At 52.3% G+C, this 13968-nt stretch carries 13 protein-coding genes and 1 pseudogene; 10 read left to right on the top strand and 4 right to left on the bottom strand.

The window, feature by feature from the left end; all coding sequences use genetic code 11:
• Positions 1-148 precede the first annotated feature (148 nt).
• The 4 genes and pseudogenes from FJ147_22605 (at position 149) to FJ147_22590 (ending at position 3640) form a co-directional block, all read left to right on the top strand.
• Positions 149-700: pseudogene (locus tag FJ147_22605) on the top strand (DUF4071 domain-containing protein).
• A 343-nt stretch (positions 701-1043) separates the two neighbouring features.
• Positions 1044-1970, top strand: a complete 927-nt coding sequence (locus tag FJ147_22600) for a hypothetical protein (GenBank protein ID MBM4258678.1) — start codon at positions 1044-1046, stop codon at positions 1968-1970.
• A gap of 17 nt (positions 1971-1987) precedes the next feature.
• Complete coding sequence (locus FJ147_22595; GenBank protein MBM4258677.1) at positions 1988-2257, top strand: hypothetical protein; 270 nt, start codon at positions 1988-1990, stop codon at positions 2255-2257.
• A complete protein-coding gene (locus tag FJ147_22590) occupies positions 2258-3640 on the top strand; it encodes a trypsin-like peptidase domain-containing protein (GenBank protein ID MBM4258676.1) in 1383 nt (460 codons plus the stop codon).
• Between the two features lie 3 nt (positions 3641-3643).
• Here the strand turns inward: FJ147_22590 and FJ147_22585 are convergent, their stop codons facing one another.
• The 3 genes from FJ147_22585 to FJ147_22575 all read right to left on the bottom strand — a co-directional run bounded on the left by FJ147_22585 (position 3644) and on the right by FJ147_22575 (position 7955).
• Positions 3644-4426, bottom strand: coding sequence for a methyltransferase domain-containing protein (locus tag FJ147_22585; protein MBM4258675.1), 783 nt, complete (start codon positions 4424-4426; stop codon positions 3644-3646).
• 461 nt (positions 4427-4887) lie between these two features.
• Entirely contained in the window at positions 4888-6426 is a 1539-nt protein-coding gene (locus FJ147_22580; protein MBM4258674.1) for an amidohydrolase family protein, read from the bottom strand.
• 62 nt (positions 6427-6488) lie between these two features.
• Positions 6489-7955 carry an amidohydrolase family protein gene (locus FJ147_22575; protein MBM4258673.1) on the bottom strand — a complete coding sequence of 489 codons (1467 nt, stop codon included), beginning with the start codon at positions 7953-7955 and terminating at the stop codon, positions 6489-6491.
• A gap of 245 nt (positions 7956-8200) precedes the next feature.
• Between FJ147_22575 and FJ147_22570 the strand changes: the two genes are divergently transcribed.
• The 6 genes from FJ147_22570 (at position 8201) to FJ147_22545 (ending at position 11689) form a co-directional block, all read left to right on the top strand.
• Positions 8201-9388 (top strand): CoA transferase, encoded by a 1188-nt coding sequence (locus tag FJ147_22570; GenBank protein ID MBM4258672.1) that lies wholly within the window; start codon positions 8201-8203, stop codon positions 9386-9388.
• 24 nt (positions 9389-9412) lie between these two features.
• Positions 9413-10075, top strand: a complete 663-nt coding sequence (locus FJ147_22565) for a hypothetical protein (GenBank protein ID MBM4258671.1) — start codon at positions 9413-9415, stop codon at positions 10073-10075.
• Positions 10076-10080: 5 nt separating this feature from the next.
• Complete coding sequence (locus FJ147_22560; GenBank protein ID MBM4258670.1) at positions 10081-10593, top strand: hypothetical protein; 513 nt, start codon at positions 10081-10083, stop codon at positions 10591-10593.
• A gap of 21 nt (positions 10594-10614) precedes the next feature.
• A complete protein-coding gene (locus FJ147_22555; protein ID MBM4258669.1) occupies positions 10615-11016 on the top strand; it encodes a nuclear transport factor 2 family protein in 402 nt (133 codons plus the stop codon).
• A 122-nt stretch (positions 11017-11138) separates the two neighbouring features.
• Positions 11139-11363: a DUF433 domain-containing protein gene (locus FJ147_22550; GenBank protein MBM4258668.1), complete on the top strand. Its 225-nt coding sequence runs from the start codon at positions 11139-11141 to the stop codon at positions 11361-11363.
• A gap of 5 nt (positions 11364-11368) precedes the next feature.
• Positions 11369-11689 (top strand): hypothetical protein, encoded by a 321-nt coding sequence (locus FJ147_22545; protein ID MBM4258667.1) that lies wholly within the window; start codon positions 11369-11371, stop codon positions 11687-11689.
• Between the two features lie 273 nt (positions 11690-11962).
• Here FJ147_22545 and FJ147_22540 read toward each other — a convergent pair whose 3' ends face one another.
• Positions 11963-13900 carry an APC family permease gene (locus tag FJ147_22540; protein ID MBM4258666.1) on the bottom strand — a complete coding sequence of 646 codons (1938 nt, stop codon included), beginning with the start codon at positions 13898-13900 and terminating at the stop codon, positions 11963-11965.
• Positions 13901-13968: the final 68 nt, after the last annotated feature.

Below are 13968 nucleotides of genomic sequence, written 5' to 3'. Positions count from 1 at the left end.
GTCGCCCGCGTTCATCCAGCTCTTCGACCAGACTTCGATACTTAGACCGAAGCCAGCACACAATGGTCTCGTCTCTCATCCCTGCTCTTGTGCAGAGGCTCTCCACTCCGGTCAATCACTATTGCGGTAAGTTGTTTCCTGCCACCGCCTAACGGAGCTTCTCAAACATCGTGGTCCGAGTAGCGAAACGTGCGCCATTCTCGGGCGGATCTACAAAGATCACTGGGAAAAAGCAGCCAAACGTGCGGATGCGGCACTCACCCAAGGCTTCCTCAATAAAGCGATCGAGGCCTACCTCCAAGGGTTTGAGGCGGACTTGCGCGACGCGTACCCCGGAATCAATGCCGTCACATTAATGGAATTGAGGGATCCACCAGATCCCCGCCGCGCGCAACTGCTCCCCGTAGTGACGTATGCCGTAGAACGCAAAATTGCCGCAGGCAAACCCGATTATTGCGACTATGCCACTCGCATAGAACTGGCAGTACTCGCAAAGGATGAACAAAAAGCCAACGCTGCGCTGAACGATGCCCTCACCGCAATTCGAGAGTCGCGGGCACCAGAAACCACGGCACACAATCTCCGACTTATTCGCGAGACGCGTGAACAACGGCACGAACACGTCTCGTGGGCTGCGGCAATTGAGAGCGCACTGCTATCTCGTGGAACACCGTCGACAGTAACGGCACTGGAACATTAGAGGTCGGCAATGGGCCGTGCAGCGTAACTACCTCCAGGGCTATGACGACCTTCTTACTGTCAATTGGGTTTGTCATGGCAAATGTTTTTGACCGTCGAGCATCAGGCGATTTCTTTCCTGCCAGCTTGCAAATTTCTGGTGAAATAAGGCAGAAACATAGATGGCTCTATCGTCTTTTTGGTCTCGTACAAAAAGACGGTAAAACCTTCGTACGAAGCAGTAGCCTGTTTAGATGAGAATGGCACAGCGCTTGCCTATTGAACGAGGGGGTATCTGGACAATCGCGATCGCAAATCGTCCTACACAACGTAACAAAAATTCACCCAGAGGTGGAGGAAACATCATGGCACACGTCACTTTTATTCATGGGATTTCTAACAAACCAGCTCCTGACGCCTTGCTCAATATCTGGCGCCGTTCGCTCGCTCGTGACAACGGGTTAGACCTCGGAGCTGAGGGGATTACGTCATCAATGGTCTATTGGGCCGACGTCATGTATGAACACTATGATGCTGATGAAGCGGCGTATGAAAGTGTAGAAGCACTTCCTTCCAAGAAGAGCCCTGACATCGATATGTCATGGCAGAGTACCTTGAAGGGAGCGGAACAGGCCACCGTCGAATCTCTGGCCAAGAAATTGAATTTCGCAGCGCCCGGTGAGGACAATTTCACTCCTCCAGCCTCTGATATCAGCGCCGAGTTTGAACGTATTCCCCTTCCCTGGTGGCTCAAACGTCAACTGATGGAAACGTTGCTGCGCGATGTCCATCACTACCTGTTTAATACTACACAGAGCCCACGTCCAGGAACGACCTATCGTGTACAGGACGAAATCCGTCAACGCATGATTACCGCACTCACCGCAGGCGCGCAGAAACCAGGGCCACATATCATTGTCAGTCATAGCATGGGAACGGTCATCGCCTACGACTGCCTCAAGCGGGTGTCGGACTGCCCACGTGTTGATGGGCTCATGACGATTGGTAGTCCACTGGGGCTCGATGAAATTCAAGACTGCTGCAAACCTGAGTGGAGTCGTGTCGATGGCTTTCCCACGCCCCGCCTCAATGGCGGCTGGGTGGACGTCTACGATCATTTCGATCCGGTCGCGGGCTTCGACCCCAACTTGGCAAACGATTATCAGAAAAACGGAACGCGCGTCATTCGCGACATCAATGAACAAAACTCCGGTCTCTGGCGACACAATATCTCGCATTACTTGCGTGGGACGCAACTGCGGAGTGCACTCAGCACACTCCTTGGTCTCTAAGCAGAAAGGGGAAGGGTATGGCTCTTGTTCCGGTTGATCCACCTGAACTTACTCGACAAGTGGCTGCCGCCGTCCGACAGTTTGACAAGGAAACAACAACCGCCCTCTGTGAGCATCTGATTACACACCTCCGCAGCACGGATGACCTCTACCCGGAAAGAGAAGCAAAACGCGTTCTCCAGCATCTCCGCAACAATCGCTATTTTGACTTGATGCAACAGGTCGCAGATGTCCTGATCCAATCAGGGCAAATCGCTCCACAGATCCGTCGCCAGTATGCGCAGTAACTGCTTGATCAAAACAACCTGACTGCCGCGTTACATGTTCTCCAAACCCTCATTGTCGACACCGCGACTCAGCCTGAGGAGAACGCTGAGGCCAGGGGCCTCCTTGGCCGTGCATATAAGCAGTTCTACGTCGACGCTCAGGACAGTTCCACGGAACGAAGTCAGAAGAATCTCAAACTGGCAGTGACTACCTATCATCAAGTGTACAGTAAAGATCCTGGCGGGCACTTGTGGCACGGGATCAATGCGGTAGCGTTACACTGTCGCGCCACTCGCGATCGTGTCCCGGTTGCGACTCGGTTCAATGCCCAATCGCTAGCGAAAACTATTCTTCAAGAAATTGAAGGGAAAGCGCAGAGAGATTATTGGGATTGTGGCATTGCAGCCGAGGCCTGTATTGCTCTGAACCAGCCTCAAGAAGCCCTTGAATGGCTCCGTCAATATACCTCCGACCCGAACACCAATACTTTTGAATTGGCCAGTACCCACCGGCAACTGACGGAAGTGTGGCAACTCACCCTGCAGAGCGAACCAGGTTCGTTGCTGCTGCCCGTGTTGCAAGCTGCACTCCTGAAGGGCGAAGGAGGCCATCTCGCCATTCGCCCGCAAGATCTGCAGCATGGTCCTCTCGACCAACTCGCGCAGGACGGACAACTCGAAAGAGTCTTGGGGCGAGACAGTTTTGTCAACTTCCAATGGTACAGCACTGGAGTTGCTCGGTGTCGGGCGGTTGCATGTATTGAACAAGACGGAGGCCAAGGCCAAGGTATCGGTACAGGGTTCGTGCTCAAAGGCAGTGCCCTGTACGGCCCGTTCGGAGATGAACTGCTCCTCCTCACCAATGCCCACGTAGTCAGTAACGATCCACAAATCAAGGGGGCACTCCGACCTGAGGAAGCGCTGATCTCCTTCCAAGCCAACGCGTCTTCAAGTGAAACAAATCCCAGGTACCGCGTGAAAAAGATTCTGTGGTCTTCTCCTCCAGACCAGCTCGATACCACGTTGGTACAGTTAGATACGCCGGTGACAGGAATCGACCCGTATCCGATCGCAAATGCACTCCCTGCCATTAGTGACGACGACCACCAACGGGCCTATATCATTGGTCACCCAAGTGGGGGCACGCTCTCGTTCTCCATCCACGACAACGTGCTACTTGATCATGAGGTTCCACTGTTGCATTACCGCACTCCGACCGAAGGAGGCAGCTCCGGGAGCCCGGTTTTCAACCAGCAATGGAAACTCATTGGCATTCATCACAAAGGTGGTGAACACATGCGCAAATTGAACGGCAAAGCTGGCACCTATGCAGCCAACGAAGGGATCTGGATCAAGTCCATCATTGACACTATAGGCACGGAACTGTCAGCGAGGTCTCGTTAGTCATTATAGAGATCGCCATCGCGCAACAAAGAACAATCGCTTAAACGGAAAGAGCGTGCCGTAAGGCCCTGAGGGATAAGCGGCACGCAACTTCTCTCCATAGACAGCAAGAAAATCCTGTTGCTGGGTTGCATCCAATTTACTAAGCGTCGGACGTAAGGCAGTGCCTTTCACCCATTCCAACACCGCATCTGATCCGTGCAGCACGTGATAGTAAATCGTCTCCCACAGATCAACGGACATCCCCAGCGCGTGCAATGTGTCAGCATACCAGGTTGGGGTTTGCACAAAGAACTGCCGCTGCCGTGGACCAAGAATCGTCACCCACGGTTCTTGACTGCGCGTTTCTTCTAACAAGGTGTGCGTCGGTTCGTCGAAATTGAACGGCACCTGTACCGCGAGCACACCACGTGGAGCAAGCAAACTCACAAGTCGTGGAATCATCGTTGGATGATCCGGCACCCATTGTAGCGCAGCGTTGGAAATCAGCCGGTCAAGTGGCCGCTCTGGCTGCCAGGTAAAAATATCTCCAGCAACAAACTGCAAGTGAGGGCGAGGAGCTAACTTCACAGCCGCAGCTAGCATCTCCTGTGAGTTGTCTACCCCCCAGATCTGCGCCTCAGGCCAGCGAGTCACCAGCGTCTCGGTCAGGTTGCCCGGACCGCAGCCAAGGTCAGCCACCGTATGCACTTCATCATCCGGCACACGGTTAACGAGATCAAAGAACGGACGTGAGCGTTCGTCACTAAAGCGTTGATATTGTTGCGGGTCCCAGTTGGGCATCATGCTACTCCGTGCTGCGTGGTATGTGAACACACTCAGGCGACAGGCCATAGCCCAAAGGTGAAAGGGAAAGATAAGTCAACCACGCAACGCATTTCGCTCGTTCGTTCCTTCGTTCTTTTGCGGAAAGTGCTTCGACTCCCAGACTTATTTTCCCATTTTCCCTGCCGTTCCCACAGTGTGCCCCCAAAGGCACGAATTGTGCCCCCAAAGGTCATGTTTTATGAGCAAATGCCACACCCAAAAGACCCAGACGAAAGGAGGAACCCATGATATGCGAGCACTGTGAACGTAATTGGTCGCTGGACGTGCCAGGACTAGTAGTCAGTCCAGGAAGTTTTGATGGATAGCTGAAGCACGTCATGCCCGCGCAGGCGGGCATGACGAACTTGAACTCCTCAAAATTAAATTGTCTGACCACTAGGAGTCAAAAGGTATTTTCCTTTTCGCCTTTTCCCCTTCTTTTAGACTGTCGGCCTTGAGATCACATCCCCTGACACGCGTCGCTTGAGCCAGCGGCCATCAGTTGACGCGCCGACCAGTTTGCCATTCTCAACAATCACCTTGCCGCGCAAGATGGTCATGATCGGATAGCCACTACACTGGAAGCCATCCCAGATGCTGTAATCCGAATCGGCATGCAGATCACTGACAGAGATCGTCCTCTTATTGGGATCGAGCAGGACAATGTCAGCATCACTTCCGGGCTGGATTGCGCCTTTCTGAGGATACATGCCGAGAATTTTCGCTGCGTTCGCCGAAGTGATGTCAACAAAGCGTTGCAGTGAGACACCACGCTCAGTAACGAACTTGGTGTAAGCCACGGGCATACGCGTCTCAATACCATTGTGTCCACCACAGACGGTCTCGATCGTATCGCCCCACAGCTTCGGTTTGCGGTAGGTGGTGTATTCATCAGTTGCCGTCGTCGCCAAGCGACCATCCATCAGTCCTCTCGTCAGTGCCTCACGGTCTTCGGGAAACTTGATCGCCGGATAGGTGTGAATCGCCGTGCCGCCAGGTTTCTTGTAGTCCTCACAGGTGAATTGCAGATAATTGTGTAACGCCTCCCCATACACCGGCTGACCATCATTCCGCGCTTCGGCGATGGCCGCCACGCCTTCCTTGGCAGTGACATGGACAAAGTAAATGCCAACGTTGGTGTGTTTAGCCAGACGAATAATATGACGAAAAGCAAGATCTTCGGAGAGGTTGTTGTGCACTAGATGTAAGTTATACCCCTGCATGCGTCCTTCGCGTTTGAGTTTCTCGGTCATGTAACGGACAATCTCGTCCTCTTCAGCATGCACCGCCATGATGCCGCCATGTTTGGCGACTTCTTCAAAGATGCTCCATAGCGGACCGTAGGGTACGCGAATCGGATGAAAGGTGGTGAAGATCTTGAAACTCGCTATGCCCTCTTGGATCGCTTCGCCAATTTCACCTACTGTTTTCGACGTCACGTCACCGGCAAGAATGTAGTGAAAAGCGTAATCGGTATAACTATGAGTGTGGAAGGCAGAGCGCCGCTGTTCGATGTCGTGCAGGATCGTCGTGGAGAGAATGCTACCGTCTGGGTTAAAGCTCAGGTCACCGGCAAAGTCGATAATTGTCGTCACCCCACCAAACGCTGCCGCACGGCTCGCCGCCTCGGGTGGTTGAGTCATCACGTCAGGAATCCCTGACCATTGCTCTGGCACGGGAATGCCGATGTGCGCATGTGGCTCGATACCGCCAGGAATAACGATTTTCCCCCTGGCATCAATTTCACGACCAGCACCGGTCGCCAGCGTACCAGGATGACCGACGGCGACAATCTTCTCCCCTTGAATGCCAACGTCCATCTCCCCCACCGCATGAGGAGTCACAACCTGTCCACCTTTGATAATGAGATCAAGCATGGGAACCTCCTTTTCGTTGCGTGATACTGAAAACCTCAATGCAATAAATTGCGTCGCTGCAAAGTCGTGGGGGAAAAGGGGAAGGGGCGAAAAGGAAAACATGATGAAGAGTGTTCTTCCTCTCTCCTTTTATCCCTCTCCCCTTTTACCCCTTTCCCCCTCTTTCAGACCGTTGGTCTCGCCAGCACTTCATTCGTCACATGCCGCTTGAGCCACCGTCCATCTGTCGAACTGCCGACCAACTTGCCATTTTCGACAATCACTTTTCCTCGCAGGATAGTCATGACTGGATAGCCCTGGCATTGAAACCCTTCCCAAATGCTATAGTCCGAATCGGCATGTAGATCACTCGTTGAGATGGTCTTCTTGAGATTCGGATCAAAGATACAGAAGTCCGCATCACTCCCAGGCTGAATCACCCCCTTTTGTGGATAGAGCCCGAGGAGCTTAGCAGCGTTGGTCGAGGTAACATCAGCAAAACGTTTCAGCGACATACCACGTTCAACCACCAGTTTTGTGTATGCTACAGGAATGCGGGTCTCGATACCGTTATGTCCACCACAGATAGTAGCAATACGATCACCCCATAGCTTTGGTCCTTTGAAGGTCGTGTATTCATCTGTCGCGGTTGTCGCCAAGCGACCATCCAACATGCCCGCGATTAACTCATCACGATCATCAGCAAACTTGATCGCCGGATAGGTATGGATCGCCGTACCACCGGGCTTTTTGTAGTCGTCACAGGTAAACTGTAGATAGTGATGCAATGCTTCACCGTAGATGGGTAGTCCGGCATTACGCGCTTCGGCAATCGCTCGCACCCCTTCCTTGGCGGTGACATGAACAAAATAAATACCAACGCCAGTATGCTGCGCCAGACGAATGATGTTCCGAAACGCTAGGTCCTCGGACAGATTGTTGTGAACAAGATGGATGTTGTGGCCCTGATCCTGTCCTTCGCGTTGCAGCTTCTCAGTCATGTATGAAACCACATCGTCGTCTTCAGCATGTACAGCCATGATGCCACCGTGTTTGGCGACTTCACTGAACAGTCCCCACAGGTGGCCATTGGGAATGCGGACGGACGGCTGGTCAAACGAGGTCCGTACGGGATTATCGACGGTGAAAATTTTGAAGCTTCCCACTCCCTCTTCAATGGCTTCTCGGACTTCACCAATCACCTCGGGCCGGACGCGCCCAGCGACGATGTAGTGAAACGTGTAGTCAATATAACTATGAGTGCGGAATACTTCCCGCCGCCGTTCAATGGTTTCGAGCATCGGTCGACGGCTGAGGCCCAGTAACGCTTTCCGGCTGAGGTCTCCGGTGAAATCGATGAACGTCGTCACCCCACCAAACGCAGCCGCACGACTGGCCGCTTCAGGAGGTTGGGTCATGACATCAGCTTGACCTGTCCATGCGGGCGGCACGGGAACACCGATATGCGCATGGGGCTCGATACCGCCGGGAATCACGATCTTTCCCTGCGCATCGATCACACGATCGGCATCAGCAGCGAGGGTGTCTGGCTGGCCGAGCGCGACAATTTTCTCACCTTGAATGCCAATATCCATCTCCCCTACGGTGTAGGGAGTGACGACTTGCCCTCCACGGATGACTAGATCAAGCATCACACACCTCCTTTTGCTGTTCCCACCAGCGAGCGGAGACTAGCACATGCAGGATAGCTACAGAAAGAGCTTTCAGTAGTCAGCTTTCAGCTATCAGCTTTCAGCAGTCAGCCAGAACAAAAGGGCTTTCATCTATCAGCTTTCAGCGGTCAGCCAAAAGTGTTCGAACTCTTCCTTGTTTTTTTTCCGGCTGGCTGATAGCTGACCGCTGAGAGCTGAAGGCTCTACAAAAAGTCGGAGGGACAATGCGCGCACTCGATGACATTCGTATTCTTGACTTAACTCATGTCTACAACGGTCCATACGCCACCTGGCTACTGGGGTTTCTCGGAGCTGAGATCATCAAGGTAGAGCCCACTCATGGGGAGATGGCCCGCACCATTTTCAAAGTTCCGAATAAAGACGAAAGTTACGCCTACATCATGCTCAACTCGAACAAGAAGGGCATTACCCTTAATCTCAAAACACAGCGTGGGCGTGAGTTACTGAAAGAACTTGCCTCACAGTCTGATGTGGTCGTCGAGAACTTCGCTGCTGGTGTAATGGACAAGCTTGGACTAGGCTACGAAGAACTTCGCAAACTGCATCGCGGCTTGATTTACGCGTCTGGCAGTGGTTTTGGCCGCTCGGGACCGTACAGCAACTATCCGGCGTTCGACCCGATCGTTCAAGCGATGTCAGGCCTGATGAACTCAACTGGCTTTCCTGAAAACCCACCAGTGAAAGCCGGGCCGCCGATCTTCGATATTATGTCCGGCACGCACCTGTGTGCTGGTATTCTCGCCGCCATTCATCAACGCGATCGCACTGGCGAAGGAACCATCGTCGAGACCAGCTTGTTCGAGGCGGCGATGGGGCCACTGATCACGCAAATGTCCGCGTACATGGCGAGGGGTCTGCAAGGCCGTTTTGGCAATACTGCACCGGGTCGTCTGTTTTCTCCGTACAATACGTACGCGACGAAAGACGGCTATGTGTTGCTCCTGGTTGCCAACGACGACAAATGGAAAGCGCTGTGTAAAGCCATGCACCGCGAAGATCTGATCACCGATCCGCAATACGCCACCAATGCCGCCCGCGCCAAACGCTTTGATGAAGTCGACGAACTCGTCGCGAGTTGGACAAAGCAGCATACAAAACACGAAGTGATGACAATTCTGGGTCAGGCCGATGTCACCTGTGGCATTGTCAAAGAAATCCCAGAAGTAATTAGCGATCCGCATCTGCGTGAACGCGGCACGCTGCAAGACATCGAACACCCAGCAGTAGGGACAGTCACGGTGCTGACTTCCCCGATTCGCCTCAACGAAGACCCACCAACGGTCGACTCACCTAGCCCGACTCTGGGGGAACACAACGATCTCATCTACGGCAAGCTGCTCGGCCTCTCCGGTAAAGAGATTGCATCACTGAAGGAACAGGGGGTAATCTAAACAAAAGATAGAAGAGAGGACTGCATGCAAACAGAAGAACACAAGACACGCCGCCAAAGAAAAGGCACAGAGCGAGTAAAAGCATGGATTTATTCTGTCATGAATCCTCTCATGGAAGACCTCTTGGCCGAGAACAAGCTTCTTGCCAAGCAAGATATCACTTGGCGTTATCAGACTACTGAGATGGAGTTTATCCGAGAGACACGAGGCCGAGTTTCTCCTTTAGCTCGCCCTAATTATGATGATCTGTTACGAGGACTCCCCTCTCTCAAGCAAGAAATGAAGCGACGAGATGAGAAAATAGGTGTCCTCTTTAAGTCTGCCTCACAGTGTTGGAAAGATCTTATTGGGCATTTTCATCATCAAGTTGAATCACCATTGACACAATGGAGAGCAGAAGGGAATCCGTACCCTGGAGGTGGAACTCCCGAGAAAGAGTTTTCGCTGCTCATTGCTGAACATGTCATCAACAATGTCGAAGAACTCCCTGCCTATTATACTAGTCGCCCCTTCTGGACTCGCTTTCGTGATTTCTTTCTCAGTTTCCGCTCCGTTCCCAGCTTTTCTCAACTCAATCAAGCCATCTCAGAACTGAAAAAAGCAAACGAGACACTTATCGAAATACTTGACCAGACAAGATCCCAGCTTTGCGAAGAATACGACATTCCTGCTGCACCAATTAGCTGACAACAATGTCGCGGCTTATTCTCGACACCGGACCGTTACTTGACCTTTTACTGTATCGTTTCTGGAGTGAGCAAGGACGATCCATCGACGAGAACCGCTTGGAATGTCGCAAGCAGTTTAACGTCAGCCCAAAACAGATATCGCAGTTTCTAGGAAGGCATCAAGGCATTATTGTAGTTCCCGGTGTGTTTGTCGAAGTTGGTCGACTTGCACAAGTTGAACTCGGGCGTACAGCAGGACAGCCTAGAGAGTTTTCGCTTGGCCCTTTTTGGCGAGTAGCAACGAGGGAACTTCGACAGATGAGCGTCGAGGAACGATGGATAAGTTTTCTGTCGTTGGACCAAACGTTACTCGAAGGCTTTGGTCCAACTGACGCCGCACTCATTCGTTGTGCTCAAGAAACAGGAGAAGAACGCGTACCGATTTTGACACACGATCAACCCCTGCACGGGCGATGTCGGAGGCAACAGATTTCTTGTATCTTACCCAGTGAAATCTTACAGCGACTGTATTCCTAACAAGAAAAAAGGAGGTAGGTCATGGGAATCGCAGAAAACAAGAAAGTCGTCCTGGGATTTATCGATGCATTAGCCAAAGGCAACATGGAAACGTTCAACTCTTTGTTGGCTGATGATGCAACTTGGTGGTTGCCGGGATCACTACCAGTGTCTGGCACGCATAAAGGCAAAAAAGGCATACTTGAAGGATTTGTCATGAAAGCCGCCCCGCATTTTCAACCCGGCTCTCTCTCGATTGAAGTGCGGAATACTATCGCCGAAGGCGACTTCGTCACCGTCGAATGGATCGCCCGTGGCAAAAGCGCCAAAGGCAAGACCTACGAGAACTTCTACAACGTCATGTTCGAGGTAAAGAACAACAAGATTCAAACAGTGCGTGAGTATGTGGATACACTGTACGCCAAGGAAGTGTTGTTCAGTTGAGTACTGTAGCCCGGATGAGACGGAGTGAAATCCAAAACTAGTCCTCCCCCGATTTCATCCGGGCTCCAACGCTATCTGCTCCTTGCTTGTCCCCTCTCGGCTTTTCGGTTAGCCTCAACGCTATGTTGGATTGGTCATCTTGCTCCGCTGTAGAAAGGATACCTGGCAAAGTCAGTGGCGCGTGGGTATTCCGAGGGACTCGAGTCCCGGTCAAAGCACTCTTTGAGAATCTCGAAGACGGAGCTTGCGTCGATGATTTCTTACAGTGGTTTCCTGGCGTCACACGCCAGCAAGTTGGAGCTGTCCTCGAACACACCCAACAAAGTCTCCAGCCTGAGGTCGAGTAAGCGCTATGCAGGTGCTGTTTGACCAGGGCACTCCGGTTCCTTTACGACGTTACCTCGCTCCCCATGTTGTCGCCACTGTTTTTGAGAAAGGATGGAGTACTCTGCAAAATGGAGAGTTGCTCCGTGAGGCAGAGACAGCAGCGTTCGAGGTCTTGGTCACAACGGATCAGAACCTGAAATATCAACAGAACCTGAGTGAGCGTCGCATCGCCATCGTCGTGCTCATGACCACCAGTTGGCCTCGGATTAAGAGAAAGGTCTCCGATGTCGTTACTGCTATCAACACAGCGAAACCTGGTGATTATGTAGAAGTAGATTTCTCATGACACGTGTTGCGACTTCATCAGCTCCGTAGCCCGGATGAAACGTAGTGGAATCCGGGATCAGCATTTCAAGGGCTTCCTTCACCCCACAAGACTTCCCCATTCCCACCCTGCCAACCTATACTCACCATTGGTAGCAGGGTGAGTCATGGTTGAAGCGGAAGAACTGGAAACACGAGCGAGAGAAATTCGGGAGAAGCTGGAACGTAAATCGTAATGCGTAAAACGTAAAAAGGAGGTGAGGTGGTTACGTATTACGTTTTACGGATTACGTGTTCAATTGTACAACAACAAGTGACAACTCGCTGGCAACCGCCGGGTGAGGCCGTTGACGACGTGCCCACGCAATAAGTGATACACCGCGCTACGTCTGCTGACACCCATGACGACGGTGTCAACCTCTAACACTTCCGCGGCGCGGGCGATGGCTTCGGCGGCGTTGTAGGAGACGGTCCACACTGGAATCAACTCGAAGTTTTGTCGTTGCGCGGCTTTGACGGCGAAGCGTAAGGTCTCGATGCCTTCTTCGCCTGGTTCTTTTTCATCACCACCGACAAACAATCCTGCACGCTCTTCAACGTAGAGTGCATACACCGCGTTACCACCCCAGCCTTTTTCGCGGGCAATCGCTTCATCAATCAAGCGCAAATTGCGACCACGTACGGCGATCAGCGTCCGCGACGGATACAAGGCAACAATCTCTGACGCGTCGCTCAGACTAATCAGATTGGGAATGTCAGCCAGATCACGCTCGGCTTCGGAAATGCGACGCTGGGTCAGCCGCGCGATAAACGGAATCTGATAAAACAGATCAGCAAACCGACCTTGTTGCGCAGCCACAGATACGGTCATACCAAAAGCAATCAGCATCCCACCAAAAAGTGTTGCGGTCTGTTTTTCTACGATGTTCACCAACCATGCCACCGTCACCATTACGGTCGTGAGCACTCCAATCCAAAAGCCAATACCGCGTTGATCGAGTCGCCAACGAATGACATCAAGTCCAATCGAACTCATGACAAATGCGCCCAGCAAACCGAACACGTACATGTCACCAAGAATGCCCAACTCAGCACCTGTGGCATACACCACACTCACGGGGATAAGCGTAGTAATGATAATCGCCATGTGTGGCGTGCGAAAGCGACGATTACGCCAGGTCACCAGTTGCGGCAGAAACCCGCCTTCGGCCAGTGCCAGAAAGACATGATACGCGCCAATGATCCCGGTATTGGCAGCAAACAACAGCAACACCGAAGCCGTACCGACCACAGCCAACTCAACTGGCATGCCGCCCCACATCACTCCAAGTTTGGAAATGAAGCGCTCAGTATCATGCAGTTTGATCGCATCTGGCAGCAATGCCACAGAAAACAATGACAACAACGGCGAGGTCAAGAGAATCGAAATAACAACCAACGACATCCCTTTTGGTGCCGTGGAACGAATCGGCGCTTGCATCGCTGGGCTCAATTGGCTGATGCTTTCTAACCCAGAGAAGGCCAACCAGGCTCCAGCAAATCCAACTAAGAAAGCATAGGGAGGAATGTCTTTTCCCTGTTCGAGCAAGCCAAATACTTTGCTCCACTCGGGCGGGCCGATGTAGAACATCGTCACCCCAATCACCACTAAATCGACCGCAAGCGCAGCCGCCGCCATGCACAAGGAGAGAATCGCACTCTCACGAATCCCGATGATATTGACCGTCGCCAGCAAAACCAGAGCCACGACGGTGCACGTAACAATGTAATGTTCAATAAAAGAAAAAATTGTTGCTAGATAATGCAAACCAGAGACCGCTGAGATAGCGATGGTAAAGAAATAACAAATCAGAATGAGGAAACCGCCAAACACTCCCCAGCGTGGAGAGAAGGCTTTGGTGGCAACTGAAACGACACCACCACCTTCTGGATTACGCCAGCAGATTTCTTGATATTTAAGCGCCAGCGGAATGAAACCAATAATCGTGGCGATAATGAAAAGCGGCGTCAGCGCTCCGACCTGCGCATAGAGAATCCCCGGCACATAATACACCGAGGTGCCGATATCACAGAAAACCACCGCCCACACTAAGAGGGGTGATAAGTGATGGGAGTCGGTCTCATGGACGCGCCGCCGTAGTGGCTGCTCGCCTATTGGCCCACTCGGCTCGTCACTCCCTGCCGCGTGGGCGCTTTGTTCTTGTTGCTCCATGCCCGATTTACGTGCGAACAACCTCTCTGCTTGTCTTAGGAAGAACTCCTGTCATCGTCAAGAGGGCGGGGGGGGGGGGATTTTGGGTT

The sequence above is a fragment of the Deltaproteobacteria bacterium genome, assembly GCA_016874775.1.
GTDB lineage: Bacteria > Desulfobacterota > Binatia > Bin18 > Bin18 > VGTJ01.
Note: the sequence above shows the minus strand (reverse complement) of the source record. Positions and strands in the feature narration are given on the sequence as shown.

What these genes read in the sequence shown, in the direction of transcription:
- FJ147_22600 (MBM4258678.1), top strand. Translation starts at nt 1,044, where the DNA reads ATGGCACACGTCACTTTTATTCATGGGATTTCTAACAAACCAGCTCCT.
- FJ147_22595 (MBM4258677.1), top strand. Translation starts at nt 1,988, where the DNA reads ATGGCTCTTGTTCCGGTTGATCCACCTGAACTTACTCGACAAGTGGCT.
- FJ147_22585 (MBM4258675.1), bottom strand. Translation starts at nt 4,426, where the DNA reads ATGATGCCCAACTGGGACCCGCAACAATATCAACGCTTTAGTGACGAA.
- FJ147_22580 (MBM4258674.1), bottom strand. Translation starts at nt 6,426, where the DNA reads ATGTTTTCCTTTTCGCCCCTTCCCCTTTTCCCCCACGACTTTGCAGCG.
- FJ147_22575 (MBM4258673.1), bottom strand. Translation starts at nt 7,955, where the DNA reads ATGCTTGATCTAGTCATCCGTGGAGGGCAAGTCGTCACTCCCTACACC.
- FJ147_22570 (MBM4258672.1), top strand. Translation starts at nt 8,201, where the DNA reads ATGCGCGCACTCGATGACATTCGTATTCTTGACTTAACTCATGTCTAC.
- FJ147_22565 (MBM4258671.1), top strand. Translation starts at nt 9,413, where the DNA reads ATGCAAACAGAAGAACACAAGACACGCCGCCAAAGAAAAGGCACAGAG.
- FJ147_22560 (MBM4258670.1), top strand. Translation starts at nt 10,081, where the DNA reads ATGTCGCGGCTTATTCTCGACACCGGACCGTTACTTGACCTTTTACTG.
- FJ147_22555 (MBM4258669.1), top strand. Translation starts at nt 10,615, where the DNA reads ATGGGAATCGCAGAAAACAAGAAAGTCGTCCTGGGATTTATCGATGCA.
- FJ147_22550 (MBM4258668.1), top strand. Translation starts at nt 11,139, where the DNA reads ATGTTGGATTGGTCATCTTGCTCCGCTGTAGAAAGGATACCTGGCAAA.
- FJ147_22545 (MBM4258667.1), top strand. Translation starts at nt 11,369, where the DNA reads ATGCAGGTGCTGTTTGACCAGGGCACTCCGGTTCCTTTACGACGTTAC.